This is a genomic window from Skermania sp. ID1734, assembly GCF_007489285.1.
Classification (GTDB): Bacteria; Actinomycetota; Actinomycetes; order Mycobacteriales; family Mycobacteriaceae; genus ID1734.
In genome coordinates this window covers 179,883-203,676 of sequence record NZ_VLIY01000010.1, presented here as the reverse complement: position 1 = coordinate 203,676, position 23,794 = coordinate 179,883, and the positions used below count along the sequence as shown (strand labels likewise).

Here is a 23,794-nt window from a genome sequence, read left to right as displayed (position 1 = left end):
CCCTATCCTGAACGGCGTTCAAGTTGCCGGGTAACCGGCGGCGTTGACGTTGCCGGGTAACCGGCGGCGTTCAAGTCGGCGATTTTGGCAGCTCCGGCAGCGAGGGAAGGACTCTTCGTGACTCAGGCACCCGTGCGGACCGACATTCTGGCCATTGCCCGCGAGCAGGTGCTCGAACGCGGTGAGGGTCTGCGTCAAGACCAGATCCTCGAGGTGCTGCAGCTCAACGACGACCGGCTCGAAGAGCTCCTCGGCCTCGCGCACGAGGTTCGGATGCGCTGGTGCGGGCCCGAGGTCGAAGTCGAGGGCATCATCAGCCTCAAGACCGGTGGCTGCCCCGAGGACTGCCACTTCTGTTCGCAGTCCGGCCTGTTCCAGTCTCCGGTGCGGGCGGCGTGGCTGGACATCCCGAGCCTCGTCGAGGCGGCCAAGCAGACCGCCAAAACGGGTGCCACCGAGTTCTGCATCGTCGCGGCCGTGCGCGGTCCCGACGCCCGGTTGATGGCCCAGGTCGCCGCCGGTGTGGAGGCCATCCGCAACGAGGTCGACATTCAGGTTGCGTGCTCGCTGGGCATGCTCGATCAGGAACAGGTGGACCAGCTTGCCGCCATGGGCGTGCACCGCTACAACCACAACCTGGAGACCTCGCGCTCGTACTTCCCGAATGTCGTCACCACTCACACCTGGGAAGAGCGCTGGAACACCCTCACCATGGTGCGCAAAGCCGGCATGGAGGTGTGCTGCGGCGGCATCCTCGGCATGGGCGAAACGCTCGACCAGCGGGCCGAATTCGCCGCCAACCTCGCCGAACTCGAACCTGACGAGGTGCCGCTGAACTTCCTCAATCCGCGCCCCGGCACCCCGTTCGGTGACCTCGAGGTCCTGCCCGCGAGCGAGGCGCTCAAGGCCGTGGCTGCATTCCGCCTTGCGCTGCCGCGCACCATCCTGCGTTTCGCGGGCGGCCGCGAGATCACCCTCGGCGACCTGGGTGCCAAGAAGGGCATTCTCGGCGGCATCAATGCCGTCATCGTCGGCAACTACCTGACCACGCTGGGCCGGCCCGCCGAGCAGGACCTCGACTTGCTCGGCGAGGTGCAGATGCCCATCAAGGCGCTCAACCAGACGCTGTGAGCATCGCCGTGGCCGACCGGTACAACCCCTACACCGGCAAGCAGGACGACTCCGTTCCCGCCGCCGCAGCGCTGGGCCTCGAACCGCCGCGGTACTGCACCGAATGCGGCCGCCGAATGATCGTCCAGGTCAGCCCGGACGGCTGGTGGGCGCGCTGCTCGCGGCACGGTCAGATCGATTCCGCCGACCTCGAACACCGCAAGTGAACCAGCAGTCCACTGCGCCGGAGGCGCTCCCCGAACCCGCTCAACCGCCATCGCGACGGTCCCAGATTCGTGCTGCCGCCAGGATTGTGCTCGGATGCGTCGCCGTAGCAGTCCTGGGCGGCGTCGCGTGGGGACTGCTTGCTCCCGCCGAGCACGTACTTGTCGTCACCACCGATAGCGGGTTGCCGCTGACCGGCGAGTCGAACCACCAGTTCGACGCCGCGGCCATCTTCGTCTGTATCGCGGCGATGATCGGGGTGCTCACCGCTGCCGGTAGCTGGTTCTGGGTACGGATGCGGGGGCCGATTCAGTTCATCGGCCTGCTGATCGGCTCGGCCACCGGCACGGCCGCCATGGCGCTGGTCGGGGAAGGTGTTGCGCACCTGCGCTATCCACACGTCGATGACCCGCACATCCACCAGATCATCGCGCTCGCGCCCGGGATCGCCACGCCACTGGTGCTGTTGACCCAGCCGTTCCTGGCGAGCCTCACCATCTTGATCGCGACCTCGATCAACCCGCGCGAGGACCTCGGCATCGGCGGAAGATCGGAACCAGCAGAGCCTGTCAACCCAGCAGAGCCTGTCAACCCAGCAGAGCCTGTCAACCCAGCAGAGTCGGCCAACACTGTGGAAACCGATTAGCTGCCCATTACGCTGAGTAGATGCTGGCCGGGCAGGGGCTGCAACGCGGTCGAGCCGCCGTCGACGACGCGTCCTGGGAGGTCGCGTACTCGCAGTTGGGTGCGGCAGATGCGCAACACCCGCTCGACGCGCCGGATCTGGAGTTGCTTGCCACCGCGGCCTACCTGACCGGCCGCTATGAGGCGTCGACAAATGCCTGGTCGCGCGCGTTCGACGAGCATCTGCGTGCGGGGTCGGTGTGCGACGCGGCCGGGTGCGCCTTCTGGCTGGCGTTCGGGCTGGTGAACCGCGGCGAGTCAGCGCGCGCCGGCGGCTGGATCGCCCGAGCGCTACGGTTGCTCGACCAGCGCGTCGGCGACTGTGTGCAGCGCGGCTACTTCCACACCATCGTCGCTGTGCAGCAGTTGTGGCAGGGAAACGTTGATGCGGCGCTCGATGATTCGGACAGGGCGGCGGCCGTGGCCGACCGCTTCGACGATGCCGATCTGCGCACGCTTGCGACGCTGGTCCAAGGCCAGGTTCTCGTCGCCCGCGGAGACGTGCGAGCAGGCGTGGCGCGCCTCGACGAAATGATGGTTGTGGTCACGACGGGCGGAGTGTCACCCACCGTGGCGGGGCTCGCGTACTGCGCGGTCATCGGTGTCTGCCACCAGTTGTTCGACCTGCGCCGGGCGCGGGAGTGGTCCGGCGCCCTGTCGTCCTTTTGTGATCGCCAGCCCGAGCTCGTGCCGTATTCCGGTGCGTGCCAGCTGCATCGGGCGGAAATCCTTCGGCTGCACGGGGACTGGGATTTTGCCGAGACTGCGCTCGATGATGCCCGGCGGCGTGGTGAACGCGCGGGCGATCTTCCGGTCACCGGTCAAGCGTGGTATGAGAGTGCCGAATTGCACAGGGCGCGCGGCGATCTCGCGAGAGCCGAACAAGATTATCGCCGGGCCAGCGAGTGCGGCTGGGAGCCGCAACCGGGGATGGCGCTGCTGCGGTTGGCGCAGGGCCGGGTCGATGTAGCCGAAGCGTCAATCCGCCGGCTCTACGACGAGCCGACGTCTGTACCCAGGGCATCGATCGTGGTTGCCTACGTTCAGATCATGCTCGCTACCGGCGACCACGTCGCCGCCGCGGCGGCCATCGACGAACTCGACCACCTGGCCGAGCAACTCGATTCGCAGTTTCTGCGCACCGTTGCCGGGCAGCGGCGCGCCGAGGTCCTCGTTGCCGGCGGGAACCATCGTGCGGCGCTGCCGTTGTTGCGCACGGCGCTTGTCGGTTGGCGGGACCTCGGCGTCGGCTACGACGCGGCCCGCGTTCGGGAACTGATCGGCCGGTGCTGCGCCGCCCTTGGCGACGCCGACACTGCGCAACTGGAATTCGACGCGGCCCGGGCCGTGTACCGCGAGTTGGGGGCGGCGCCGGACCTGGCTCGGATAACCGACCACAGACCTGACGGGTGTCCGCTGAGCCCGCGCGAACTCGAGGTGCTGCGCGCCGTTGCGTCCGGCAAGACCAATCGCGCCATTGCCGCAGAGTTGGTACTCAGCGAGAAAACCGTTGCGCGCCATATCAGCAACATCTTCAGCAAGCTCGGCCTGTCGTCGCGAGCCGCGGCGACGGCATACGCCTACGAACGCAATCTCACCTGAGGCACTACACATAATTACCCACGTCCGCGCACCGGTGAATTGCACATTCTGCCCGATGCGACCACGTGCCGGGCATTCGTAGCGTCACCGGTATGACCACCACACGTGATATCGACACACTCATCATCGGAGCCGGCCAGGCCGGACTCGCTACCGCTTACCACTTGGCCGAGCGCGGGGTGGAGTTCGCGGTACTGGAAGCCGACGCACGCGTCGGCGACATCTGGCGTCGCCGTTACGATTCGCTGCGTCTGTACAGCCCGGCCAAGTACGACTCGCTACCCGGATGGGACATGCCGGGTCTTGCTTGGTCGTGGCCGACCAAAGATGACATGGCCGATTACCTCGAGGCGTATGCCCAGCGATTTCAACTGCCGGTGCACACCGGGGTCCGGGTGCAGCGACTGCAACCCAGCGGCGATGACTACCTCGTGATAACCGACAGCGGCAGTTTTGCTGCGCGGAATGTGGTTGTCGCAACCGGTGGTTGGCGCACCCCGCACATTCCGACGTTTGCCGCCGAACTCGACCCGGGAATCCGGCAGCTGCACTCGAGCCGCTACCGCAATCCCGGCCAACTGCTGCCGGGCCCGGTGCTGGTGGTCGGCATGTCGCACAGCGGCGCCGACATCGCGCTCGAGGTCGCCGCCACCCACCCCACCATGGCGGCCGGACCCATCCGCGGCGAGTTGCCCTTCGACATCGAGGGCGGCGCGGCGCGAGTGATGCTGCCGATCATGTGGTTCGCTGCCAATCACTTACTGACCGAACGCACTCCGATGGGCCGCGCCTTGCGCACACAGGTCCGCACCGGCGGCGGGCCGCTGCTGCGGGTCAAGTCGGCGCACCTCGCGGCCGCAGGCGTGACCCATGTCGGGGACAAAGTGGTCGGTGTGTACGGCGGGCTGCCGGTCCTGGCCGACGATTCCGTGCTGGAGCCGCGAAACATTATCTGGTGCACAGGTTTCCGCAACGACACGTCGTGGATCGACTTCCCGGTGTGCGGACCCGACGGCTGGCCGGAGCAGTCGCACGGCGCCGTCGACGGCCACGCCGGCCTGTACTTCGTTGGCCTGCCATTCCAGTACGCGTTCGCATCGATGCTCGTCGGCGGCGTGGGCCGGGACGCGGCCGAGGTAGCCCGTCGGGTGGCAAAGCGGCAGGTCGGGACGCGCAGCCGGGCATGAGCGCATCTTTGATCAGGTAAATCCACAATTTGTTTGCCGGGACAAGTAAAAATGGAAGGGGAAACGGGTATCCAAGCGCCGCCACACGCCGTCGGCGCTGAAAGGGGACCGGCAATGCGCGACAACTATCTGCACCGCATTCGGCTCGCGGGGTACGTGACCGCAGCCACCGCTTTGGTGCTGTTCGGTGGGACAGCATGCTCGAGCTCGAACAACTCATCCGGCGCAGCCAGCAGCACCACGGCCGCGGCCCAGACGACCAGCGCCATCGCGGGGTCTCCCGCCGACGAGGCCACCGTCAAGAAGGTGACCGACGCGTACGTGACTTTCTTCGACGGCAACACTCCGGCGGACAAGAAGATCGAACTGCTCGAGAACGGGCAGGCGTTCGCGCCGACCATCAACGCCCAGGCGAACTCGCCGATGGCGAAGGGCACGACCGCGACGGTGTCGAAGGTGACCATCACCGCGCCCGACCATGCCAACGTGGTCTACACGGTGTCGCTGAACGGCACCCCGGCGCTGCAGAACCAGCAGGGGGCCGCGGTGCAGGTAGACGGCCAGTGGAAGGTCGCGCAGGCGAGCTTCTGTGCGCTGATGGCGCTCGAGCAGAACCCCCAGCCGGCGTGCAGCGCCAGCACGTCCGTTACGCCGACCACGCGCTGAGTTGTCCGAGGTGAGCGCGGAAACGGCCGAGGAGGCCGCGCATCCGCGAATAGCACTCGCCGCGGTCACGGCGGTCCTGTTTCTGACGTTCCTCGACACGACGATCGTCAGCGTCGCACTCGGCGACATCCAGTCCGACTTGCATGCCGGCGTGGTGTCGCTGCAATGGGTGGTCAATGCCTACACGCTCGTGTTCGCGAGCCTGATGCTCACCGCGGGGACGATGGGGGACCGGTTCGGGCGCAAGCGAATCATGATCGGCGGAATCGTCGTCTTCTGTATCGGTTCCGTGCTGGCGGCGGTTGCCGGCACGTCGGCGTGGCTGATCGCCGGGCGCGCGGTCATGGGCATCGGCGCCGCGGCCTCCGAGCCGGGGACGCTGTCGGTGATCCGGCACATCTTCCCCGACCGCGGCACCCGGGCCAAGGCGCTGGGCGCATGGGCGGCGGTGTCGGGCCTGGCGTTGGCATTAGGTCCGGTGATCGGTGGTCTGCTCGTCGGTGCGTTCGATTGGCGGGCGGTCTTCTGGTTCAACCTGATCATCGGTGTCGTGGTGCTGGTGGCGGCCTGGGTCTATGTGCCCGAGAGCGCCGACCCGCAGTCGGGTCGCAGCGACTTCGCCGGATTCGTCCTAGGCGCAACGGGTCTCGCTTGCGTCATATATGCGGCGATTTCCGGTGAGGAGATCGGTTACGACGCGACGTCGGTGTTGGTGCTGTTCGCCGTCGGTGCGGTGGCGCTGGCCGGGTTCGTCTTCGTCGAACTGCGAGCGACCAACCCGCTGTTGAATTTTCGCTACCTGCGCCCGCCGCTGGTGCGCAGCGCACTGATCGTCGCGTTCACCGTGTACTTCGGCATCTTTTCCATCTTCTTTTTCACGGCGCTGTATCTGCAGGAGGTAGTGGGTTACTCCGGCTGGCGTACCGCGGCGATTTTCGCGCCGATGGCGGCCGCCATCATCTTGGGCTCGCTCGCGTCCGGTTTCTGGGTGGCGCTGAGCAGTTCGGTGGTGCCGATGGTGACCGGCTGTGTGCTCGGTGGCCTGGGCATTTTGCTGAGCCGCGATTGTCTGGGCGTCACACCGGAATTCGTCCCACTGATGCTGGCCCTCATCGTGGCCGGTGCCGGTTTCGGCATCGCCGTGGTGCCGCTGACCTCGGCGGTGCTGTCGGGGGTACCGGCGGCGCACTCGGGGATGGCTGCCGCGGCCACCAACACGATGCGTCAGGTCGGTGCCGTCGTCGGCGTGGCGGCGCTCGGATCGATGGTCAACGCGCAGTTGAACTCCGATCTGGTCGCCCGTCTCAACCAACTCGGCATCCCGGCCAACTTCCAGGCGATCGTGATCGACGCCATCGAGACCGGCAAGGTGCCGCAGGGCGGTGATCAGGCCGCATCGCAGGCCTACGGCCCGATCGTCGACAAGGTCATCAACGCCACCTACGCCGCGTTCCATTCCGGACTGCAGATCGCGCTGCTGGTGTCGGGCATCATGCTGCTGGCCGCTGGGGTGATCGCGGCGATCGCCGGCTACCGCGCCGCCGGAAGGCGGGGATACGACTACGAGCTCGATGCGGCCTAGCTCCCTGGCGGGCGCAGTGCTGATCAGCTCCCTGGTGGTCGCAGTGCGGCGAATTCGTCTGTCACCCGCAGCGCCGAATCGGTAAATCGATAGAGCGCCGCGGGACGCCCCCCGGCGCGGCCGGGCGAAGCGGTGGTGCCGGTCGGAGTGAGTACCTTCCGACGGCCAAGCACGCGTTGCAGATTCGTCGTGTCCACGTCGTAACCCAAGGCAGCGCAATAAATTTCCCGCAGCGTCGACATGGTGAACTCCGCCGGCGCCAGTGCGAACGCGATGTTTGTGTAGGAAAGCTTCGCCGCCAAGCGGGCGTGCGCGTGTGCGACGACGACTCCGTGGTCGAACGACATGGTCGGCAAATCGTCCACCGGATGCCAGGCGGTGTCCGACGGAAGCTGCGGGTCGGCGGTCAATGGGACCAGCCCCAGAAAGGCCAACGCGATGCGCCGTGGCCCGGGCACCCGATGCGGGTCGCTGAACACCGACAACTGCTCGAGGTGCGCGACCTCGCGCACATCGACCTTCTCGGCCAACTGCCGCAGCGCTGACGTCGTCAGGTCCTCGTCGTCACCCAATCGGCCGCCCGGAAGCGACCAGGTGCCCTGTTGCGGGTCCAGCGCGCGCTGCCAGAGCAGGACGGCAAGTTGGGGGTGCGGGCGGGCATCGAGGCGCCGAACTTGGAACACCGCGGTGAGCGATTCATGGATGGTGCTACGATGGGGCATGTTTTCGATCATAAGTCGAAAACCAGAAGGGCGCAGCAACCGGCGAAGGAGCCGACCATGACAACAGCGATCCTGCGCGGAGAGTACGGCAAAATCGCAGATGGCCCGGCCGGATACACCGGCGTGGAACCCACCGCCGAGTGGGCCGATGAGGTCAAACGGCTCGCACGCGAGCGCAACGCGACGATCCTGGCGCACAACTACCAGCTCCCGGAAATCCAGGACGTCGCCGATCATGTGGGCGACTCGCTGGCGCTGTCGAGGATCGCCGCCGACGCCACGGAGGACACCATCGTCTTCTGCGGCGTGCACTTCATGGCCGAGACGGCCAAGATTCTGAGCCCAGACAAGACTGTGCTGATTCCGGATCAGCGAGCTGGGTGCTCGCTGGCGGATTCGATCAGCGCCGACGAATTGCGTCAATGGCGGGCCGACTATCCCGATGCGGTCGTGGTGTCCTATGTCAACACCACCGCCGAGGTGAAGGCGCTCACCGACATCTGCTGCACGTCGTCGAACGCCGTGGACGTCGTCGCCTCGATCGACCCCGACCGCGAAGTGCTGTTCCTGCCGGATCAGTTCCTCGGCGCCCACGTCAAACGCGTCACCGGGCGCGAAAACATGCACATCTGGGCAGGCGAATGCCACGTCCACGCGGGCATCAACGGTGACGAACTCACCGAGCAGGCCCGCACGCACCCCGACGCCGAGTTGTTCGTGCACCCCGAATGCGGTTGCGCCACTTCGGCGTTGTATCTCGCGGGTGAGGGCGCGTTCCCGGCCGAGCGGGTGCACATTCTGTCGACGGGCGGGATGATCGACGCGGCCAAGAGTGTGCGGGAGCGGAGCCTGCGGCGCGACCCGAAGGCGCCGCCGCGGGAAGTGCTGGTGGCGACCGAGATCGGGATGCTGCACCAGTTGCGTAAGGCCGCGCCCGGTATCGACTTCCAGGCCGTCAACGACCGTGCGTCGTGCAAGTACATGAAGATGATCACCCCGGCGGCATTACTGCGTAGCCTCGTCGAAGTCCGTGACGAGGTGCACGTGGATCCGGAGGTCGGCCGCCGCGCCCGCTCCTCGGTGCAGCGGATGATCGAGATCGGTAACCCCGGCGGCGGGGAGTAACCGTGATGACCGGCGCGGCCTGGGAAGCCAGCGCTGATCTCGTGGTGGTCGGCGGCGGCGTCGCCGGCCTGACCGCGGCGCGTGCCGCCTCGGTGCGCGGGCTGCGGGTCCTGACCGTCAGCAAAGGCGGCCCCACCGACACTTCCACGCAGTACGCGCAGGGCGGCATCGCTGTCGTTGCGCCGCGCGGTGATTCGGTTGGCTCACACGTGGCCGACACGGTCGCGGCGGGAGCTGGGTTGTGCGACGAGGTGGCCGTGGAATCGATAGTTGCCGCCGGTCGGCAGGCGGTGGCGTCGCTTCGGGATTTGGGCGCGGTGTTCGACCGCGGCGGTGACGGGCAGGTGTCGCGAACTCGCGAGGGCGGACACAGCACCAGGCGGATCATTCACGCCGGTGGCGATGCGACGGGCGCCGAGGTGCAGCGGGCCTTGAATGCGGCCGGTCTGCCGGTGCTGTTCGGTGCGGCCGCCACCCGAGTGGTGACCGATTCCGGCGGTGTGGTCGGTCTGCAGTTGTTGTCCGACAAGGGCGCCGGGGTGATTCATGCGCCCGCGGTGTTGCTTGCGACGGGCGGACTGGGGCAGCTCTACGCCTGCAGCACCAATCCTGCGGGTGCGACCGCCGACGGCGTGGCATTGGCGCTGCGGGCGGGCGCCGCGGTGGCCGACATCGAGTTCGTGCAGTTCCATCCGACGGTGTTGTTCTCGCCCGGCGGCGTGGGGCGCCGGCCACTGATCAGCGAGGCGGTCCGCGGCGAGGGCGCGAGACTTGTTGACGGGAACGGTGATTCGATTACCGCGGGCGTGCATCCGCGCGGTGATTTGGCGCCTCGTGACGTGGTCTCCAAGGCGATCGCCGCCCGGATGCGCGAGCTCGGCGCCGATTATGTTTATCTCGATGCGCGCTCGATTCCGCAATTCGCTCAACGATTCCCGACGATCACCGCGTCGTGTCTGGCCGCGGGCATCGACCCGGCCGCACAACTCATCCCGGTCGCTCCGGCCGCGCACTACCAATGCGGCGGGGTGGTGACCGACCTGCAGGGGCGCACCGAGGTGCCCGGCTTGTATGCGGCGGGCGAGGTCGCGCGGACCGGGCTGCATGGAGCAAATCGATTGGCGTCCAACAGCTTGCTAGAAGGGCTGGTGATGGGGGAACGGGCGGGCGCCGCCGCTGCCGAGCGTAGCGATGTGCGCGCCGAGGTTCGGGCGGCGGATTCTCCGGCGCTTCGCCGTGCTCCGCGCGGACTGGTTCAGCGGCTCATGACCGAGCACGCGTCGGTGGTGCGCGACGGCGGTGGGCTCGCCGGTGCCGCTGGCGAGCTGGGTGCCGCACGGCCGATCACGGCCAGTAGTGTTGGGGAGCTGGAGGATTCGGCACTGACCCTGACGGCCCGGGTCTTGATTGCCGCGGCGCTGAAACGGACCGAGAGCCGCGGTTGTCATACCCGCTCGGACTATCCGGATACTGATCGCGCTGCAAGGCACAGCATTTCGATCCGGATGGATGCCGACGGTCAATTACGCAGTGACGCCCTGGAATTGGCGGGAGTGGATTAGAACATGGACTCCGGACTTGACGTCGGCGAGGTAGTACGGGTCATCCTAACCGCGCTCGACGAGGACCTGCGGTACGGGCCGGACGTGACCAGCGTCGCGACGGTACCCGAGGACGCCCGCGCGAAAGCAGCTGTGGTCGCGCGGGAATCCGGGGTGGTCGCGGGTATCGACGTGGCGTTGCTGGTGCTCGACGAGGTGATCGGCGCGGGCAACTACGCGGTGCTCGACCGCGTCGACGATGGCAGCGCAGTTTCGCCGGGTGAGTCGGTGCTGACCGTTCAGGCGCCGACCCGCGCGCTGCTGACCGCCGAGCGCACCATGCTGAACCTGATGTGCCACCTGTCCGGCATCGCGACCGCTACCGCGGCCTGGGTACGAGCGGTCGAGGGCACCGACTGCCGGATCCGTGACACTCGGAAGACGTTGCCGGGGCTGCGATCTCTGGAAAAGTATGCGGTGCGGGCCGGGGGCGGGGTGAACCACCGCATGGGTCTCGGCGATGCGGCGCTGATCAAGGACAACCACGTCGTCGCCGCCGGATCGGTGGTGGCGGCGCTGGAAGCGGTGCGGACGATGGCGCCTGATTTGCCATGCGAGGTCGAGGTAGACAGCCTCGAGCAGCTCGACGCGGTGCTGGACGCGGGCGTGGAACTGGTGCTGCTCGACAACTTTCCGCTGTGGCAGACGCAGTCGGCCGTGCAGCGGCGCAACGCGAAATCGCCAGGCACAAAGCTGGAGTCGTCGGGCGGGCTGACCCTCGACGTGGCCGGCGACTACGCCCGCACCGGCGTCGACTACCTCGCGGTGGGCGCGTTGACGCACTCGGTGCGGGTGTTGGATCTCGGTTTGGACATGTAGCGGATCTCAGCCGCGGTGCAGGAGGTACCAGGTTGGCTTGGCCTTCTTCAGTGGGGCCGGCATGCGGTCGGTCGGCGCGGGATGGCTCTCGACAACACTCCAGCCGGCGAACGCGCCTTCCACGTCGGCGCGCACCGCTCCGCGCGGCAGTGGCCGAGGTAGGCCGGGCTGGAAGGAGAACAGGATGAAATCCGCCGTCGGCGCGGCCAGCGCGGTCACACAGCGGCCGTAGTCGGCGCGTTCGGCGTCGGTGAGACTGTGGAAACAGCCGCGGTCGACGAAAAGTTCGAACCCGCTACCGACGTCGGCGGCGGTCAGTTTCGTGACGTCGGCACGGACGAAATCCACGCTCACGCCCGCGTCGACCGCACGCTTGCGGGCTCGTTCGAGCGCGCGATCGACCTGATCGACGCCCGTAGCGAGCCATCCACGCTGGGCGAGATGGACCGTGTAGGGGCCGGATCCGCAGCCGAGGTCGAGCGCACGACCGGTGCGGCCCTCCCGTTCGGCTTCGACCTTGTCGAGCATGCGGTCGGTCTCGGACTCCGCAATTCCGCCGCCGCGTTCCCACGGCGTGAATCCGACCCGGTAGGCGATCGAGTAGAACAGGCTCATCGTGAACCTCCTTTACCGAGATCCTTCAAGCATTGCCCCGATGGCCGACGTGTCAACAGCTTCGACAGCGGGGCACGTGTCGGACCTATCGCGTAGAACTTCAGGGGTGAAGCTATCGGCGACGGAGGCCCTCGGACTGCGGATGCGCAGCCTGCTGCTCGACGGTTCAGCGCCGCGATTCGATTCGGTCGCCGGCGTCGTCGAGTGGTTCGGCGCCATGCAGGCGCAGGACCTCGGTAGTGGATTGTGGTCGCTCGGCGTCCGGCTGCCGGATTTCACCATCGCCGACGTGCGCGCCGGCCTCGAGAGGCGAGAGGCTCTGCGCACCTGGCCGATGCGCGGAACCGTTCATTTCGTTCCGGCGCGAGACGCGCGCTGGATGCTCGAACTCACCGGCGTCAAAGCGCTCGCCGGGGCCGAATATCGACGCCGGAACAACGGGCTCGACGAGGCGACCGCCAACCGTGCAGTGGATGCGCTCGCGGCCGCACTTACCGGCGGCAACCAACTGACGCGAGCGAAGTGCCTGGCGGCCATCGAACAGGCCGGGATCACCACCACCGCGCAGCGGGGCTACCACTTGCTCTGGTACGCAAGCCAATTGGGCGTGACCTGTATCGGTCCGAACATCGGCACCGAGCAGACCTTCGTTCTCCTCGACGAATGGGCGCCGAATCCGAATCGGCCCGATCGAGAAGAGGCCATGGCGACGCTGGCGACGCGCTACTTCCGCAGTCACGGCCCGGCCACGCTCAAGGACTTCGCGGGGTGGACAGGTTTCGGACTGGGGGAGGCGCGCACGGCGATCGCGGCAGCCGGTCCGGACGTGGTCCCGGTGGAGGTCGACGGCACCGAGATGTTCGCCGGGCCGCAGGCTGCCGGTATCGGACCCGCCACCGGCGTGCTCGTGCTGCCGGGATTCGACGAGTACCTGCTGGGCTACAAGGATCGCTCGCTCATGGTCGCCGACGACCACGTGCAGGCCATCGTGCCCGGCGGCAACGGCATGTTCCGCGCGACCATCGTCCGCGACGGCCGGGTGGTCGGCACCTGGAAGCGGAAGTCGGCATCGAAAACCAAGACGGTTCTGGACGTGATGCCGCTGGTGACGCTGCGCAAACGCGACCATGCGGCGATCGCGAAAGCGTTCGAAGGCTACGAGCGTTACCTCGGTCAGCGGGTGGAATTCGGATAACGACTTGCCCATCCGGGATAATCGGTACTGATCACCGTCGACCCGAAGGAATCGCTGTGCCCGTCCGCACCGAGCTGGCCCGCATCGACTTGCGCGGCCGCACGCCGTCCACTGCCGAACTTCGCGCGGCGCTGCCGCGTGGCGGCGTCGATGTGGACAGCGTGCTGCATCAGGTGCGCCCGGTGGTCGAGGCGGTGCGCGACCGCGGCGCGGAGGCGGCGCTCGAGTTCGGCGAGAAGTTCGACGGCGTCCGGCCCGCGCAGATCCGGGTGCCTGCCCAACAGCTGCGCGACGCGCTGGAAAGCCTCGATCCGCAGGTGCGGGCCGCCCTCGAAGTCGCGATCGAACGCACCCGCGCCGTGCACGCCGACCAGCGGCGAACCGACACGACCACCCAGGTGGTCGACGGCGGCACGGTCACCGAGCGGTGGGTGCCGGTGGAACGGGTCGGCCTCTACGTTCCAGGCGGCAACGCGGTATACCCGTCCAGTGTCGTCATGAATGTGGTGCCCGCACAGACCGCGGGCGTCGAATCGCTGGTGGTTGCGTCGCCGCCGCAACGACAGTTCGGCGGGCTGCCGCACCCGACCATCCTGGCAGCCGCCGAGCTGCTCGGCGTCAAAGAGGTCTGGGCCGTCGGTGGAGCCCAGGCCGTGGCGTTGCTCGCCTACGGCGACGAACAAGCAGGACTCGAGCCGGTCGACCTCATCACCGGTCCGGGCAACATCTATGTCACCGCCGCCAAGCGGCTGTGCCGCGGTCTGGTTGGCATCGACGCGGAGGCCGGGCCCACCGAGATCGCGATCCTCGCCGATGAAACGGCAGATCCCGTCCACGTCGCGGCAGACCTGATCAGCCAGGCCGAACACGACGTGCTGGCCGCCAGCGTGCTGGTCACCACCAGCACCGAACTGGCCGACGCGGTCGACGACGCCGTCAACGCGCAACTCGAACTGACCAAGCACCGCGAGCGCGTCACCACCGCGCTGAGCGGCAAGCAGTCCGGCATCGTCCTGGTCGACGACGTCGCGCAGGGCCTACGGGTGGTCGACGCGTATGCCGCCGAGCACCTCGAGATCCAGACCGCCGACGCGTCCGAGGTTGCCGCGAAGGTTCGCTCGGCGGGTGCGATCTTTGTCGGCGCCTACTCGCCGGTGAGCCTCGGTGACTATTGCGCCGGCTCCAACCACGTGCTGCCCACCGCCGGATGTGCCCGGCACTCGTCGGGATTGAGCGTGCAGACGTTCCTGCGCGGCATACACGTCGTCTCCTACACCGAGGCCGCGCTCAAAGAGGTGTCCGGCCACGTGATTGCATTGGCAAACGCCGAGGACCTGCCCGCCCACGGCGAGGCGGTTCGGCTGCGGTTCGAGGCACTCAAATGATTGGTGCCGCGATCACTCTCGACGACCTGCCGCTTAGGGAGTCGTTGCGTGGCAAAACGCCCTACGGCGCACCGCAATTGACGGTGCCGGTGCAGCTGAACACCAACGAGAACCCGCATCCGCCCTCGCAGGCCCTGATCGACGACGTGGCCGAATCGATCCGCGCCGCCGCCGCGGACCTGCACCGCTATCCGGACCGCGACGCCGTCGCCCTGCGCGCCGATCTCGCCGCCTATCTGACCAGGCAGACCGGGGTAGTGGTGGACGCGGCCAATGTGTGGGCGGCCAACGGCTCCAACGAGATCCTGCAACAGCTGCTGCAGGCGTTCGGCGGGTCCGGGCGCAGCGCACTCGGATTCGTGCCGTCGTATTCGATGCACCCGATCATCGCGACCGGTATCGACACCGAGTGGCTGGAAGCCAAACGCAGCGCGGACTTTTCCCTCGACGTCGACTACGCGGTAACGGCAATCCACGAGCGCCGTCCCGACGTGGTGTTCGTGACCAGCCCGAACAACCCCACCGGGCACAGCATTCCGATCGATGATCTCGCGGCCATCGTCGATGCCGTGCCCGGGATCGTGGTGGTGGACGAGGCCTACGCCGAATTTTCCAGCGCGCCAAGCGCTATCACGCTGTTGGAGCGATTCCCGGCCAAGCTGATCGTCAGTCGGACGATGAGCAAGGCGTTCGCGTTTGCGGGCGGCCGACTCGGGTATCTGGTGGCCGCGCCTGCCGTGATTGACGCAATGTTGTTGGTGCGCCTGCCGTATCACCTATCAGTGGTTACTCAGGCAGCGGCCCGCGCCGCGCTGCGGCATGCGGACGAAACCCTGGCCAGCGTGCACGAACTTGCCGCGCAACGCGACCGCGTGGTCGCCGAGCTCGAGTCCCAGGGTTTCGAGGTGATCCCGTCGGATGCGAACTTCGTGCTGTTCGGCAGGTTCATCGATGCGCCCCGGGCCTGGCAGCGCTACCTCGACGAGGGCGTGTTGATCCGTGATGTCGGCATTCCCGGGTATCTCCGTGCGACCATCGGATTGGCCGCGGAAAACGACGAACTGCTGCGGGTCAGCGAGAAACTGGTGGCAACCGAGGTGACGACATGACAGAGCAAGGTAGGCACGCGCGGGTCGAGCGCACCACCAAAGAATCTTCCATCGTCGTCGAGATCGACCTCGACGGCACCGGGCGTACCGACATCGACACGGGCGTACCGTTTTTCGATCACATGCTGACCGCGCTCGGTGCCCACGCCAGCTTCGACCTGACCGTGCAAGCCAAGGGCGACACCGAAATCGAGGCGCACCACGTCGTCGAAGACACCGCGATCGTGCTCGGGCAGGCGCTCGGCAAGGCCCTCGGCGACAAGGTAGGCATCCGCCGCTTCGGCGACGCGTACATCCCGATGGACGAGACGCTCGTGCATGCGGCCGTGGACGTGTCGGGCCGGCCCTACTGCGTGCACACCGGCGAGCCGGACCACCTGCTGCATGCGGTGATACCCGGTCGCGCCACCCGCGACGGCGGGGCGAGCGGAGCGCCGTATTCGACCGTCATCAACCGGCATGTCTTCGAGTCGATCGCGTCGAATGCGCGCATTGCCCTGCACGTTCGGGTGCTCTACGGCCGTGATCAGCACCACATCACCGAGGCCGAATACAAGGCCGTGGCGCGGGCACTGCGCACCGCGGTCGAGCGCGACCCGCGGGTCACTGGGGTGCCGTCGACGAAGGGCGCGCTGTAACCGTGGCTTCCAAGTCCGTCGCGCTACTCGATTACGGTTCGGGCAACCTGCATTCGGCGAGCCGGGCCTTGGCCCGCGTCGGCGCGGATGTCACCGTCACCTCCGACCCGCACATTGCGCTGGAGGCCGACGGCCTGGTGGTTCCGGGCGTCGGCGCTTTCGAGGCGTGCATGTCGGGACTGCGGGCCGTGAAGGGGGAGCGGATCATCGGTAAGCGGCTTGCCGGTTCGCGTCCGGTGCTGGGCATCTGCGTCGGGATGCAGATCCTGTTCGAGCGCGGCGTCGAATTCGGCGTCGAAACGCAGGGCTGCGGTGAGTGGCCGGGCACCGTGGACCGCCTGAACGCGTCGGTGCTGCCGCACATGGGCTGGAACACGGTCGAGGCGCCACCAGACAGCATGCTGTTCGCCGGCATCGACGCGGACACCCGCTTCTACTTCGTGCACAGCTATGCGGCACAGAGTTGGGACATGCTGCCTTCCGAAACATTCGCTCCGGCCAAGCTGACCTGGGCCGAGCACGGCGGAAAGTTCCTGGCCGCGGTTGAGAACGGGCCTCTCTCAGCGACCCAGTTCCACCCGGAGAAGTCGGGCGACGCCGGGGCAGAACTGCTGCGAAATTGGGTGCAGAGCTTATGAACACGCCCAATATTCCGCCGCGTTTCTCCTACGGCAAACTTGCGGTTCTTTCGATCGGCGCGGCCATGATCGTGCTGTTGATCACCGCAATCATCATCGGCATCGTCCGGCCGGGACCCGACGTCGGCCTCGGCATCGCAGTGGCCGGGGTGATCGCCGCCATCGTCGCCATGGGCACCGTTGCGACACGGATCACTAATCGTGCCTTCAAGGACGTCGACGGGAGTGACCAGCGTCCACACGAATAGCGGTGCAGTAGGCTCTGACCGCGTGAGCCTCGTCCTTTTGCCTGCTGTTGACGTTGCCAATGGAGAGGCCGTGCGCCTCGTCCAAGGCGAAGCCGGCAGCGAAACCCACTACGGATCTCCCCGCGACGCCGCCTTGGCGTGGCAACACGACGGCGCCGAGTGGGTGCATCTGGTGGACCTCGACGCCGCGTTCGGGCGGGGTTCCAACCGCGAACTGCTGGCCGAGGTGGTTGGCGAGCTGGACGTCAAGGTCGAACTCTCCGGCGGTATCCGCGACGACGACTCGCTGGCCGCGGCCCTGGCCACCGGATGCGCGCGGGTGAATCTGGGCACGGCCGCGATCGAGAATCCCGAATGGTGCGCACGGGCCATCGCCGAACACGGCGAGCGCATCGCCGTCGGACTCGACGTCAAGCTGATCGACGGGCAGTGGCGCCTGCGCGGCCGCGGCTGGGTCAGCGACGGCGGTGACCTGTGGGAGGTGCTGGAGCGGCTCGACAAAGACGGATGCGCCCGTTACGTCGTCACCGACGTCACCAAGGACGGCACGCTCACTGGCCCGAACCTCGAACTGCTGCGGCAGGTTTGCGCCGCTACCAGCGCACCCGTGATCGCTTCCGGGGGCGTGTCGACACTGGACGACCTGCGCGCGATCGCCGGTCTGGTCGGCAACGGTGTCGAGGGATCGATCGTCGGGAAGGCGCTGTATGCGGGACGATTCACACTTCCCGAGGCGCTGGACGCAGTATCCCGGTGAGCTTGCCCGACGATCCGGCGGTCCTGCTCGAGGTCGCCAGTAGCGCGCTCGACGGTGCGGCCGAGCGGTTCATCGCCGGCGTCGGCGCGCCCAGTGCGGTTGCCAAGGGCGCGGGCGATTTTGCCACCGAACTCGACCTCGAGCTCGAACGCCGGCTGTCGGGGGAACTGTTCGACCGCACCGGAATCGAGGTGCACGGCGAGGAATTCGGTGGGCCGGAACTGGCCACTGGCACCACCTGGGTGCTCGACCCTATCGACGGTACCTACAACTACTCGGCCGGACTTCCGTTGTCCGGCATGCTGCTTGCGTTGGTCGATGACGGTGTACCGGTACTCGGACTGACCTGGCTGCCGTTTCTGGGCGAACGCTACGCCGCGACCATGGACGGCCCGTTGCTGCGCGACGGAGAGCCGCTGCCGCGGTTGACCCCCGGCAAGGTGGAGACGTCGATGATCGGGTTCGGCGCGTTCAACGTCGACAGCCGCGGCCGCATCCCCGGCAAGCTGCGCTTCGATCTGCTCGGCGAGCTGAGCCGCGTGTGCGCGCGGCTGCGCATGCACGGGTCCACCGGAGTAGATCTGGCTTACACGGCGGCCGGAGTGCTCGGCGGCGCAGTCGTTTTCGGGCATCACCCGTGGGACAACGCGGCGGGTGTGGCGCTGGTGCGTGCCGCAGGTGGTGTGGTCACCGATCTTGTTGGGCGCGAATGGAACATTTCGTCTGGGTCGGTGCTCGCGGCGGCGCCGGGCGTGCACGAAGAACTCGTCGAAATCATTGCGCGCGTGGACGATCAAGGAGGGTTCGGCGCATGACTCTTGCGGTGCGCGTGATTCCGTGTCTGGACGTCGACGCCGGCCGAGTGGTCAAGGGCGTCAACTTCGAAAACCTGCGCGATGCGGGCGATCCCGTCGAGCTCGCCGCCCGTTACGACGCCGAAGGCGCGGACGAACTGACTTTTCTCGACGTGACCGCGTCGTCGGGCGGCCGGGAAACGATGTTCGACGTAGTGACCCGCACGGCCGAGCAGGTCTTCATTCCGCTGACCGTCGGCGGCGGGGTCCGCAGCGTCGAAGACGTCGACCGACTGCTGCGGGCGGGCGCGGACAAGGTGTCGGTGAACACCGCCGCAATCGCCCGGCCGGAGTTGCTGCGTGAGTTGAGCCAGCGGTTCGGGTCGCAGTGCATTGTGCTGTCGGTGGATGCGCGCACGGTTCCGGTGTTTTCTGGTCGCTCCGCAGGCTCCGCTCCTGCCGGGGAAAGCCGGGCCACCCCGAGTGGCTGGGAAGTCACCACCCACGGCGGCCGCCGCGGCACCGGAATCGACGCGGTCGAATGGGCGACTCGTGGCGCCGAACTCGGCGTGGGGGAGATCCTGCTCAACTCCATGGACGCCGACGGCACCAAGGCCGGATTCGACCTGCCCATGATTCGGGCCGTGCGCGCCGCCGTCGGCATTCCCGTCATCGCCAGCGGGGGAGCGGGTGCGGTGGAGCACTTTGCCCCAGCGGTGCAGGCCGGCGCCGATGCGGTGCTCGCGGCGAGCGTCTTCCACTTCGGCGACATGAGCATCGGAGACGTCAAGGACGCGATGCGTGCTGAAGGTATAACGGTCAGGTGAGTCTCGATCCCGCCATCGCCGCACGGCTGAAGCGCAACGACGCCGGTCTGTTCACCGCGGTCGCCCAAGAGCGCGGCACCGGCAATGTGTTGATGGTGGCGTGGATGGACGACGAGGCGCTGGCCCGCACGCTGCAAACCCGCAAGGCCACCTACTTTTCGCGCTCGCGCCAGCAGCACTGGGTCAAGGGCGAGACCTCCGGACACACCCAGTACGTGCACGAGGTGCGGTTGGACTGCGACGGCGATGCGGTGCTGTTGGTCGTGGACCAGGAAGGGCCGGCCTGTCACACAGGTACCCACACCTGCTTCGACTCCGACGTGCTGTTGGCTTAACCCGCGCGGGACGCCAGGTGCCATTTTGCCGCTCGATCTGACACCTCATGTCCCGCGCGAGCCCACTCAAGCAGAATCAACCCATGCCACTGATCCAAATCAGCCAAACCCCCGGACTCACGGTCGACCAGAAGCGCGCCGCCATCGAAGCCGTCACCAAGGCCTACGCCGAGGCGACCGGCAAGAACCCGCAAGCCGTCTGGGTGACCATCACCGACATACCGCGTGAACAATGGGGGGTGGGCGGCAAGCCGCTGGGCTGACCGGAGTGCGCGACGGAATGCGTCGACTGGCTCCAGGCGTTAACGCAGGTATGCCCGACCGCATGCCTGCCTTGTTCCTCAGCCACGGCGCACCCCCACTGGTCGACGACCCGACATGGGTGGCGCAACTCAAACAGTGGGCCCGCGATCTCCCTCGGCCCCGCGCCATCCTCATGATTTCCGCGCACTGGGAATCTGCGCCGCTGACCATCGGCTCGACCACCACCGGCACACCGCTGACCTATGACTTCGGCGGCTTCGCGCCCAAGTACTACCAGGTCGAATACCGCTCACCAGGCGCCCCGGAGCTTGGGCAACGGGTTGCGGCGTTGATGCCGGACAACGAGTCGGTCGCGTATCAACCCAACCGCGGCCTCGACCACGGCGCCTACGTGCCGCTGACGGTCATGTACCCCGACGCCGACATTCCGGTGCTTCAGATTTCGATGCCCACGTTGGATCCGCAGCGGCTGCTGCACCTCGGCGAGCGTCTGCGCCCGCTGCGCGATGAGGGCGTGCTGATCATCGGCTCCGGCTTCACCACGCACGGCCTGCCGTTCCTGCGGGATCCATCCCCGACCGCGGAGGCTCCCGGCTGGTCGAAGGAGTTCGACGCGTGGGCGCACGAACGATTCGCCACCGGCGACGTCGAGGGCCTCATCGACTTTCAGGCGACGGCGCCCGGCATGCCGTACGCCCATCCGACCACCGAACATTTCGCGCCGCTGTTCGTGGCGCTCGGCGCGTCGGATGACCCGGAACAGGTGCCGACCGAAACCGTCGACGGTTTCTGGATCGGCCTGGCCAAGCGGTCTATCCAGCTCGTTTAGCGCGCAACACCGCAAGCGCCTTGTCGGCGTGCACGTTGGCGTTGAGTTCGCCGGAGATGACCTCGAGAATGGTGCGGTCGGTGTCGATGACGAATGTCTTGCGCTTGACCGGCGCCACCTTGCCGAGCAGGCCCCGCTTGACGCCGAACTGCTCGGCCACCGCCCCGCCCTTGTCCGACAGCAACGGATAGTCGAAGTGCTTGTTGTCGGCGAACCCGGCAAGCGTCTGCACCGGATCCACGCTGATCCCGACCCGAGTAGCTCCGACCTCTGCAAATTCGGCAGCCAGATCGCGGAAGTGGCAGGCCTCCGCGGTGCAGACCGGCGTGTTGGCGGCCGGGTAGAAGAACAGAACGACGGCGCCATCGGCCAACAGGTCATCGAGCGAGCGTTGCGTTCCGGTGTGGTCGGGCAGGGTGAATTCAGGGGCGCGGTCGCCGGGCTTCATGGCGTCGATAGTACGGATCATTAACCTGTCCGTAGATCGGCGAAGCCTGTGGTGGTGACGCGCAGGACCTGTCCAGAGGCGATATCGAAGAACAGGCCGACTATTTCGAGACGGCCTTCGGCGTACGCTGGGCCCACCAAAGGGTGTTGACGCAGGGTATGTATCTGCTGGGCGACGTTGACCATGGCCAGTTGGTCTTGACGGTCGAAGCCGGCCTCGGCGGCCGCTTTCGCAACCGGATGCCCGTCGCGGAAACTTCGCCAGCTGGGTTCCGCGTGGACGAGCCAGGAGTTCACCGCAGTTGGAACGTTCCGCTCGTCCAGGAGCGCGCGCATGGCGGCGCAACCAGAGTGCCCGCACACGACCACGGAGGTGAGTGCCTGGTCTTCCAGGGCCATTGCGAGCGCGGCCTCGATGGAGGGGTCCGTTTCGCCGCGAGGCAGCAGGTTTCCGAGATTGCGAATCGTGACGAGGTCCCCGGGACCACTGCTGGTGATCAGGTTCGGAACCACACCGGAATCCACGCAGGTCAAAAACAGCGCGTGCGGGCCCCGACCAGTATCAGGATCGTGCTGCCAGTGCGTCCTCAGCAGAGGCGCGTGGCGACGGTGATAGTGCTCGATCCCGTCGAGAACCGGACGCAACGCGTCATCGTCCTGGTCACGCCGCTGCTGTGTGGCGCCCCACGGCGCCAGTCCGCGGGCCACGGCAGCGAAGGCGCGCCGCCTGGGCGGCGCGGCAGCCGCGGCCGCCATCGCGGACAAGCCAATTTTGTCTATTACGACGGTGCCTCCAGTGGCCCGCTGCTGCGAGGCCCATTCTTCGATCACTTCATAGGCGGCGTGGTCGAGAAAATCGACGGTCAGCTCGACGTCGACATCGGCTCCCGGCGGCACTGCGCGCAAGACGCGCGTCAGCCGCGGCGACGAGAGGAACGTACATGTTCCGTCGATCGTCACGCGCCAATGCCTGGAGTCTGCACCGACCGGCTCACTGTGAATGCTGACCCGTACCGCACGCCAAAGCACCAGCACGATGGCGACGACCAGCCCGATGGCCACACCCTCGAGCAAATTCAGGAACACGACGCTGGCCACGGTAACGACGTAGACCACCAAATCGCCGGTGCGGTGGGCCATTCGGATATGGCCCAGCTTGACCAACTGAATACCGATCACGATCAAAAGCCCGGCGAGCGCCGACATCGGGATCTGCTCAACCACGCCCACAAGGAAGACCGAAAACAGCAGCAACCAAATGCCGTGCAAAATTGTCGACGCGCGACTGCGCGCGCCCGAGGCAACGTTTGTGGCGCTGCGCACGATCACTCCAGTCACGGGCAGCCCGCCCAAGAGTCCGGAAAGCGTGTTCGCCGCGCCTTGGCCGACAAGCTCCCGGTTCAGATCCGATCTGCGACCCGTGTGCATTTTGTCGACTGCGACGGCCGAGAGCAGACTCTCGACGCTGGCGATCAGCGCGACGGTGAGGACGCCGGTCGCGAACGCTAACCACTGACCGTCCGGCATGGCCGGCAGCGCGATCGCGTCGAGAATCGAACCGTTCAACGCGATACGGGCGACATCCAACGGCAGCACAAGTGAGGCCGCCGTGGCCAGCACGATTGCGACCAGTGGACCGGGGATGCGTGCGAGCACACCGGGTACCCGCTTCCAGATCAGCATGGTCGCGATCACGATCCCACCGACGATTACCGTGGCCGGCTTCGCAGACAGGATCTGAGCGGGCAGGTCGGCAATGTTCTGCCACGCGGTGCTTTTCGATGCGCCGCCAAGCAGCACATGGACTTGCTGCAGTGCGATGGTCAGACCGATCCCGGCCAGCATCGCATGCACGACGATCGGTGAAATGGCCAGCGCCGCACGGGCAATGCGGCTGAGTCCGAACAGAATTTGCAGAATCCCGGCGCAGACGGTGATGGCGGTGGTCAACTTCCAACCGAACTGGGCAACGAGTTCGGCTACGACGACAGTCAGGCCGGCGGCCGGCCCGCTCGCCAACAACGGCGACCCGCCGAGAGCGCCCGCCACGATGCCGCCGACCACAGCGGCAATCAGTCCTGCCATGATCGGGGCGTCGGATGCCACAGCGATGCCTAGCGACAACGGCAGTGCGACCAGAAAAACCACGATCGACGCTGGAACGTCGTGGCGAAGCACGCTCTTCCAATAGTCCCGGTGCGCGTCGGGTTCGGTATTCGGTGATTCTGTCGTCGGTGTTGCGGTCATCGTCGCCACCAGCATTTCTCCTTCCGCGATCGCCCATGGCGACCGACTTCGCTCCCCGCCACGATCCCGGGCGTTTATGGAGGTCTGCCGTGGGCGCAGATGAAGATTTCGTGAAGACGACCTCGCGCAGAAGGACGACGTGA

Annotated in this window: 26 protein-coding genes; 22 read left to right on the top strand and 4 right to left on the bottom strand. The window is 66.9% G+C overall.

The genetic code is table 11. From position 1 onward, the window contains the following. The first annotated feature begins 117 nt into the window (after nucleotides 1–117). From bioB to FOS14_RS14435, 7 genes are all read left to right on the top strand, one after another. Entirely contained in the window at nucleotides 118–1,131 is a 1,014-nt protein-coding gene (gene bioB / locus FOS14_RS14465; protein WP_143771506.1) for a biotin synthase BioB, read from the top strand. Further along, on the top strand, nucleotides 1,128–1,337 hold the full coding sequence (locus FOS14_RS14460) for a hypothetical protein (RefSeq protein ID WP_185981781.1): 210 nt from the start codon (nucleotides 1,128–1,130) through the stop codon (nucleotides 1,335–1,337). Before bioB ends, FOS14_RS14460 begins: the two co-directional genes overlap by 4 nt. Further along, the gene (locus FOS14_RS14455) at nucleotides 1,334–1,981 is read left to right on the top strand and encodes a DUF2567 domain-containing protein (RefSeq protein WP_255450336.1); all 648 of its coding nucleotides are present in this window, start codon (nucleotides 1,334–1,336) and stop codon (nucleotides 1,979–1,981) included. The genes FOS14_RS14460 and FOS14_RS14455 overlap by 4 nt, the downstream gene beginning before the upstream one ends. 20 nt (nucleotides 1,982–2,001) lie before the next feature. Beyond that, on the top strand, nucleotides 2,002–3,621 hold the full coding sequence (locus tag FOS14_RS14450) for a LuxR family transcriptional regulator (RefSeq protein WP_143771504.1): 1,620 nt from the start codon (nucleotides 2,002–2,004) through the stop codon (nucleotides 3,619–3,621). Nucleotides 3,622–3,713: 92 nt separating this feature from the next. Then, nucleotides 3,714–4,808 (top strand): NAD(P)/FAD-dependent oxidoreductase, encoded by a 1,095-nt coding sequence (locus tag FOS14_RS14445; protein ID WP_143771503.1) that lies wholly within the window; start codon nucleotides 3,714–3,716, stop codon nucleotides 4,806–4,808. A 114-nt stretch (nucleotides 4,809–4,922) separates the two neighbouring features. After that, nucleotides 4,923–5,474: a hypothetical protein gene (locus tag FOS14_RS14440; RefSeq protein ID WP_143771502.1), complete on the top strand. Its 552-nt coding sequence runs from the start codon at nucleotides 4,923–4,925 to the stop codon at nucleotides 5,472–5,474. A gap of 10 nt (nucleotides 5,475–5,484) precedes the next feature. Continuing rightward, complete coding sequence (locus FOS14_RS14435) at nucleotides 5,485–7,056, top strand: MFS transporter (protein WP_255450335.1); 1,572 nt, start codon at nucleotides 5,485–5,487, stop codon at nucleotides 7,054–7,056. A 23-nt stretch (nucleotides 7,057–7,079) separates the two neighbouring features. Here FOS14_RS14435 and FOS14_RS14430 read toward each other — a convergent pair whose 3' ends face one another. Next, entirely contained in the window at nucleotides 7,080–7,778 is a 699-nt protein-coding gene (locus FOS14_RS14430) for an NUDIX domain-containing protein (RefSeq protein WP_143771500.1), read from the bottom strand. Nucleotides 7,779–7,835: 57 nt separating this feature from the next. On the opposite strand from FOS14_RS14430, the gene nadA reads away from it, so the two are divergent. Genes nadA through nadC form a run of 3 tightly spaced genes read left to right on the top strand, consistent with a single transcriptional unit; the run spans nucleotide 7,836 to nucleotide 11,323 of the window. Further along, nucleotides 7,836–8,903, top strand: coding sequence for a quinolinate synthase NadA (nadA, locus tag FOS14_RS14425; RefSeq protein WP_143771499.1), 1,068 nt, complete (start codon nucleotides 7,836–7,838; stop codon nucleotides 8,901–8,903). Nucleotides 8,904–8,908: 5 nt separating this feature from the next. Next, complete coding sequence (locus FOS14_RS14420; protein ID WP_143771498.1) at nucleotides 8,909–10,465, top strand: L-aspartate oxidase; 1,557 nt, start codon at nucleotides 8,909–8,911, stop codon at nucleotides 10,463–10,465. Between the two features lie 3 nt (nucleotides 10,466–10,468). Next, nucleotides 10,469–11,323 (top strand): carboxylating nicotinate-nucleotide diphosphorylase, encoded by an 855-nt coding sequence (gene nadC / locus FOS14_RS14415; protein ID WP_143771497.1) that lies wholly within the window; start codon nucleotides 10,469–10,471, stop codon nucleotides 11,321–11,323. A gap of 6 nt (nucleotides 11,324–11,329) precedes the next feature. On the opposite strand, the gene FOS14_RS14410 is transcribed toward nadC, so the two are convergent. Beyond that, nucleotides 11,330–11,938, bottom strand: coding sequence for a bifunctional 2-polyprenyl-6-hydroxyphenol methylase/3-demethylubiquinol 3-O-methyltransferase UbiG (locus FOS14_RS14410; RefSeq protein WP_143771496.1), 609 nt, complete (start codon nucleotides 11,936–11,938; stop codon nucleotides 11,330–11,332). A gap of 106 nt (nucleotides 11,939–12,044) precedes the next feature. Here FOS14_RS14410 and FOS14_RS14405 point away from each other — a divergent pair, with 106 nt between their 5' ends. The 12 genes from FOS14_RS14405 to FOS14_RS14350 all read left to right on the top strand — a co-directional run bounded on the left by FOS14_RS14405 (nucleotide 12,045) and on the right by FOS14_RS14350 (nucleotide 20,957). Continuing rightward, complete coding sequence (locus tag FOS14_RS14405; protein WP_255450334.1) at nucleotides 12,045–13,133, top strand: winged helix DNA-binding domain-containing protein; 1,089 nt, start codon at nucleotides 12,045–12,047, stop codon at nucleotides 13,131–13,133. A gap of 56 nt (nucleotides 13,134–13,189) precedes the next feature. Further along, nucleotides 13,190–14,518 carry a histidinol dehydrogenase gene (gene hisD, locus FOS14_RS14400; RefSeq protein ID WP_143771494.1) on the top strand — a complete coding sequence of 443 codons (1,329 nt, stop codon included), beginning with the start codon at nucleotides 13,190–13,192 and terminating at the stop codon, nucleotides 14,516–14,518. Then, nucleotides 14,515–15,627, top strand: a complete 1,113-nt coding sequence (locus tag FOS14_RS14395; RefSeq protein ID WP_143771493.1) for a histidinol-phosphate transaminase — start codon at nucleotides 14,515–14,517, stop codon at nucleotides 15,625–15,627. Before hisD ends, FOS14_RS14395 begins: the two co-directional genes overlap by 4 nt. After that, a complete protein-coding gene (gene hisB / locus FOS14_RS14390) occupies nucleotides 15,624–16,265 on the top strand; it encodes an imidazoleglycerol-phosphate dehydratase HisB (protein ID WP_143771492.1) in 642 nt (213 codons plus the stop codon). Before FOS14_RS14395 ends, hisB begins: the two co-directional genes overlap by 4 nt. Before the next feature lie 2 nt (nucleotides 16,266–16,267). Next, nucleotides 16,268–16,903 carry an imidazole glycerol phosphate synthase subunit HisH gene (gene hisH / locus FOS14_RS14385; RefSeq protein ID WP_143771491.1) on the top strand — a complete coding sequence of 212 codons (636 nt, stop codon included), beginning with the start codon at nucleotides 16,268–16,270 and terminating at the stop codon, nucleotides 16,901–16,903. Further along, entirely contained in the window at nucleotides 16,900–17,151 is a 252-nt protein-coding gene (locus tag FOS14_RS14380; protein ID WP_143771490.1) for a hypothetical protein, read from the top strand. Before hisH ends, FOS14_RS14380 begins: the two co-directional genes overlap by 4 nt. Before the next feature lie 22 nt (nucleotides 17,152–17,173). Continuing rightward, nucleotides 17,174–17,908: a bifunctional 1-(5-phosphoribosyl)-5-((5-phosphoribosylamino)methylideneamino)imidazole-4-carboxamide isomerase/phosphoribosylanthranilate isomerase PriA gene (gene priA, locus FOS14_RS14375; protein ID WP_143771489.1), complete on the top strand. Its 735-nt coding sequence runs from the start codon at nucleotides 17,174–17,176 to the stop codon at nucleotides 17,906–17,908. After that, nucleotides 17,905–18,723, top strand: coding sequence for an inositol monophosphatase (locus FOS14_RS14370; protein WP_143771488.1), 819 nt, complete (start codon nucleotides 17,905–17,907; stop codon nucleotides 18,721–18,723). The genes priA and FOS14_RS14370 overlap by 4 nt, the downstream gene beginning before the upstream one ends. Beyond that, nucleotides 18,720–19,529, top strand: a complete 810-nt coding sequence (hisF, locus tag FOS14_RS14365) for an imidazole glycerol phosphate synthase subunit HisF (RefSeq protein WP_143771487.1) — start codon at nucleotides 18,720–18,722, stop codon at nucleotides 19,527–19,529. The genes FOS14_RS14370 and hisF overlap by 4 nt, the downstream gene beginning before the upstream one ends. Further along, nucleotides 19,526–19,864, top strand: coding sequence for a phosphoribosyl-AMP cyclohydrolase (gene hisI / locus FOS14_RS14360; RefSeq protein ID WP_143771486.1), 339 nt, complete (start codon nucleotides 19,526–19,528; stop codon nucleotides 19,862–19,864). The genes hisF and hisI overlap by 4 nt, the downstream gene beginning before the upstream one ends. A gap of 83 nt (nucleotides 19,865–19,947) precedes the next feature. Then, complete coding sequence (locus FOS14_RS14355; RefSeq protein ID WP_143771485.1) at nucleotides 19,948–20,127, top strand: tautomerase family protein; 180 nt, start codon at nucleotides 19,948–19,950, stop codon at nucleotides 20,125–20,127. Between the two features lie 50 nt (nucleotides 20,128–20,177). Continuing rightward, nucleotides 20,178–20,957, top strand: a complete 780-nt coding sequence (locus FOS14_RS14350) for a dioxygenase (RefSeq protein ID WP_143771484.1) — start codon at nucleotides 20,178–20,180, stop codon at nucleotides 20,955–20,957. Here the strand turns inward: FOS14_RS14350 and FOS14_RS14345 are convergent. Both FOS14_RS14345 and FOS14_RS14340 read right to left on the bottom strand, forming a co-directional pair. Further along, a complete protein-coding gene (locus tag FOS14_RS14345; protein ID WP_143771483.1) occupies nucleotides 20,941–21,405 on the bottom strand; it encodes a peroxiredoxin in 465 nt (154 codons plus the stop codon). The two genes, FOS14_RS14350 and FOS14_RS14345, sit on opposite strands and share 17 nt — an antisense overlap. A 20-nt stretch (nucleotides 21,406–21,425) precedes the next feature. Continuing rightward, on the bottom strand, nucleotides 21,426–23,651 hold the full coding sequence (locus FOS14_RS14340) for a SulP family inorganic anion transporter (protein WP_370512235.1): 2,226 nt from the start codon (nucleotides 23,649–23,651) through the stop codon (nucleotides 21,426–21,428). Nucleotides 23,652–23,794 lie beyond the last annotated feature (143 nt).

Excerpts from the sequence above, each read along its gene's own strand:
- FOS14_RS14355 (WP_143771485.1), top strand. The coding sequence starts at position 19,948 with ATGCCACTGATCCAAATCAGCCAAACCCCCGGACTCACGGTCGACCAG.
- FOS14_RS14430 (WP_143771500.1), bottom strand. The coding sequence starts at position 7,778 with ATGCCCCATCGTAGCACCATCCATGAATCGCTCACCGCGGTGTTCCAA.
- FOS14_RS14440 (WP_143771502.1), top strand. The coding sequence starts at position 4,923 with ATGCGCGACAACTATCTGCACCGCATTCGGCTCGCGGGGTACGTGACC.
- FOS14_RS14340 (WP_370512235.1), bottom strand. The coding sequence starts at position 23,651 with ATGACCGCAACACCGACGACAGAATCACCGAATACCGAACCCGACGCG.
- FOS14_RS14350 (WP_143771484.1), top strand. The coding sequence starts at position 20,178 with ATGCCCGACCGCATGCCTGCCTTGTTCCTCAGCCACGGCGCACCCCCA.
- FOS14_RS14410 (WP_143771496.1), bottom strand. The coding sequence starts at position 11,938 with ATGAGCCTGTTCTACTCGATCGCCTACCGGGTCGGATTCACGCCGTGG.
- FOS14_RS14380 (WP_143771490.1), top strand. The coding sequence starts at position 16,900 with ATGAACACGCCCAATATTCCGCCGCGTTTCTCCTACGGCAAACTTGCG.
- FOS14_RS14395 (WP_143771493.1), top strand. The coding sequence starts at position 14,515 with ATGATTGGTGCCGCGATCACTCTCGACGACCTGCCGCTTAGGGAGTCG.
- hisF (WP_143771487.1), top strand. The coding sequence starts at position 18,720 with ATGACTCTTGCGGTGCGCGTGATTCCGTGTCTGGACGTCGACGCCGGC.
- FOS14_RS14345 (WP_143771483.1), bottom strand. The coding sequence starts at position 21,405 with ATGAAGCCCGGCGACCGCGCCCCTGAATTCACCCTGCCCGACCACACC.
- nadC (WP_143771497.1), top strand. The coding sequence starts at position 10,469 with ATGGACTCCGGACTTGACGTCGGCGAGGTAGTACGGGTCATCCTAACC.
- FOS14_RS14420 (WP_143771498.1), top strand. The coding sequence starts at position 8,909 with ATGACCGGCGCGGCCTGGGAAGCCAGCGCTGATCTCGTGGTGGTCGGC.
- nadA (WP_143771499.1), top strand. The coding sequence starts at position 7,836 with ATGACAACAGCGATCCTGCGCGGAGAGTACGGCAAAATCGCAGATGGC.
- FOS14_RS14445 (WP_143771503.1), top strand. The coding sequence starts at position 3,714 with ATGACCACCACACGTGATATCGACACACTCATCATCGGAGCCGGCCAG.
- FOS14_RS14450 (WP_143771504.1), top strand. The coding sequence starts at position 2,002 with ATGCTGGCCGGGCAGGGGCTGCAACGCGGTCGAGCCGCCGTCGACGAC.
- hisB (WP_143771492.1), top strand. The coding sequence starts at position 15,624 with ATGACAGAGCAAGGTAGGCACGCGCGGGTCGAGCGCACCACCAAAGAA.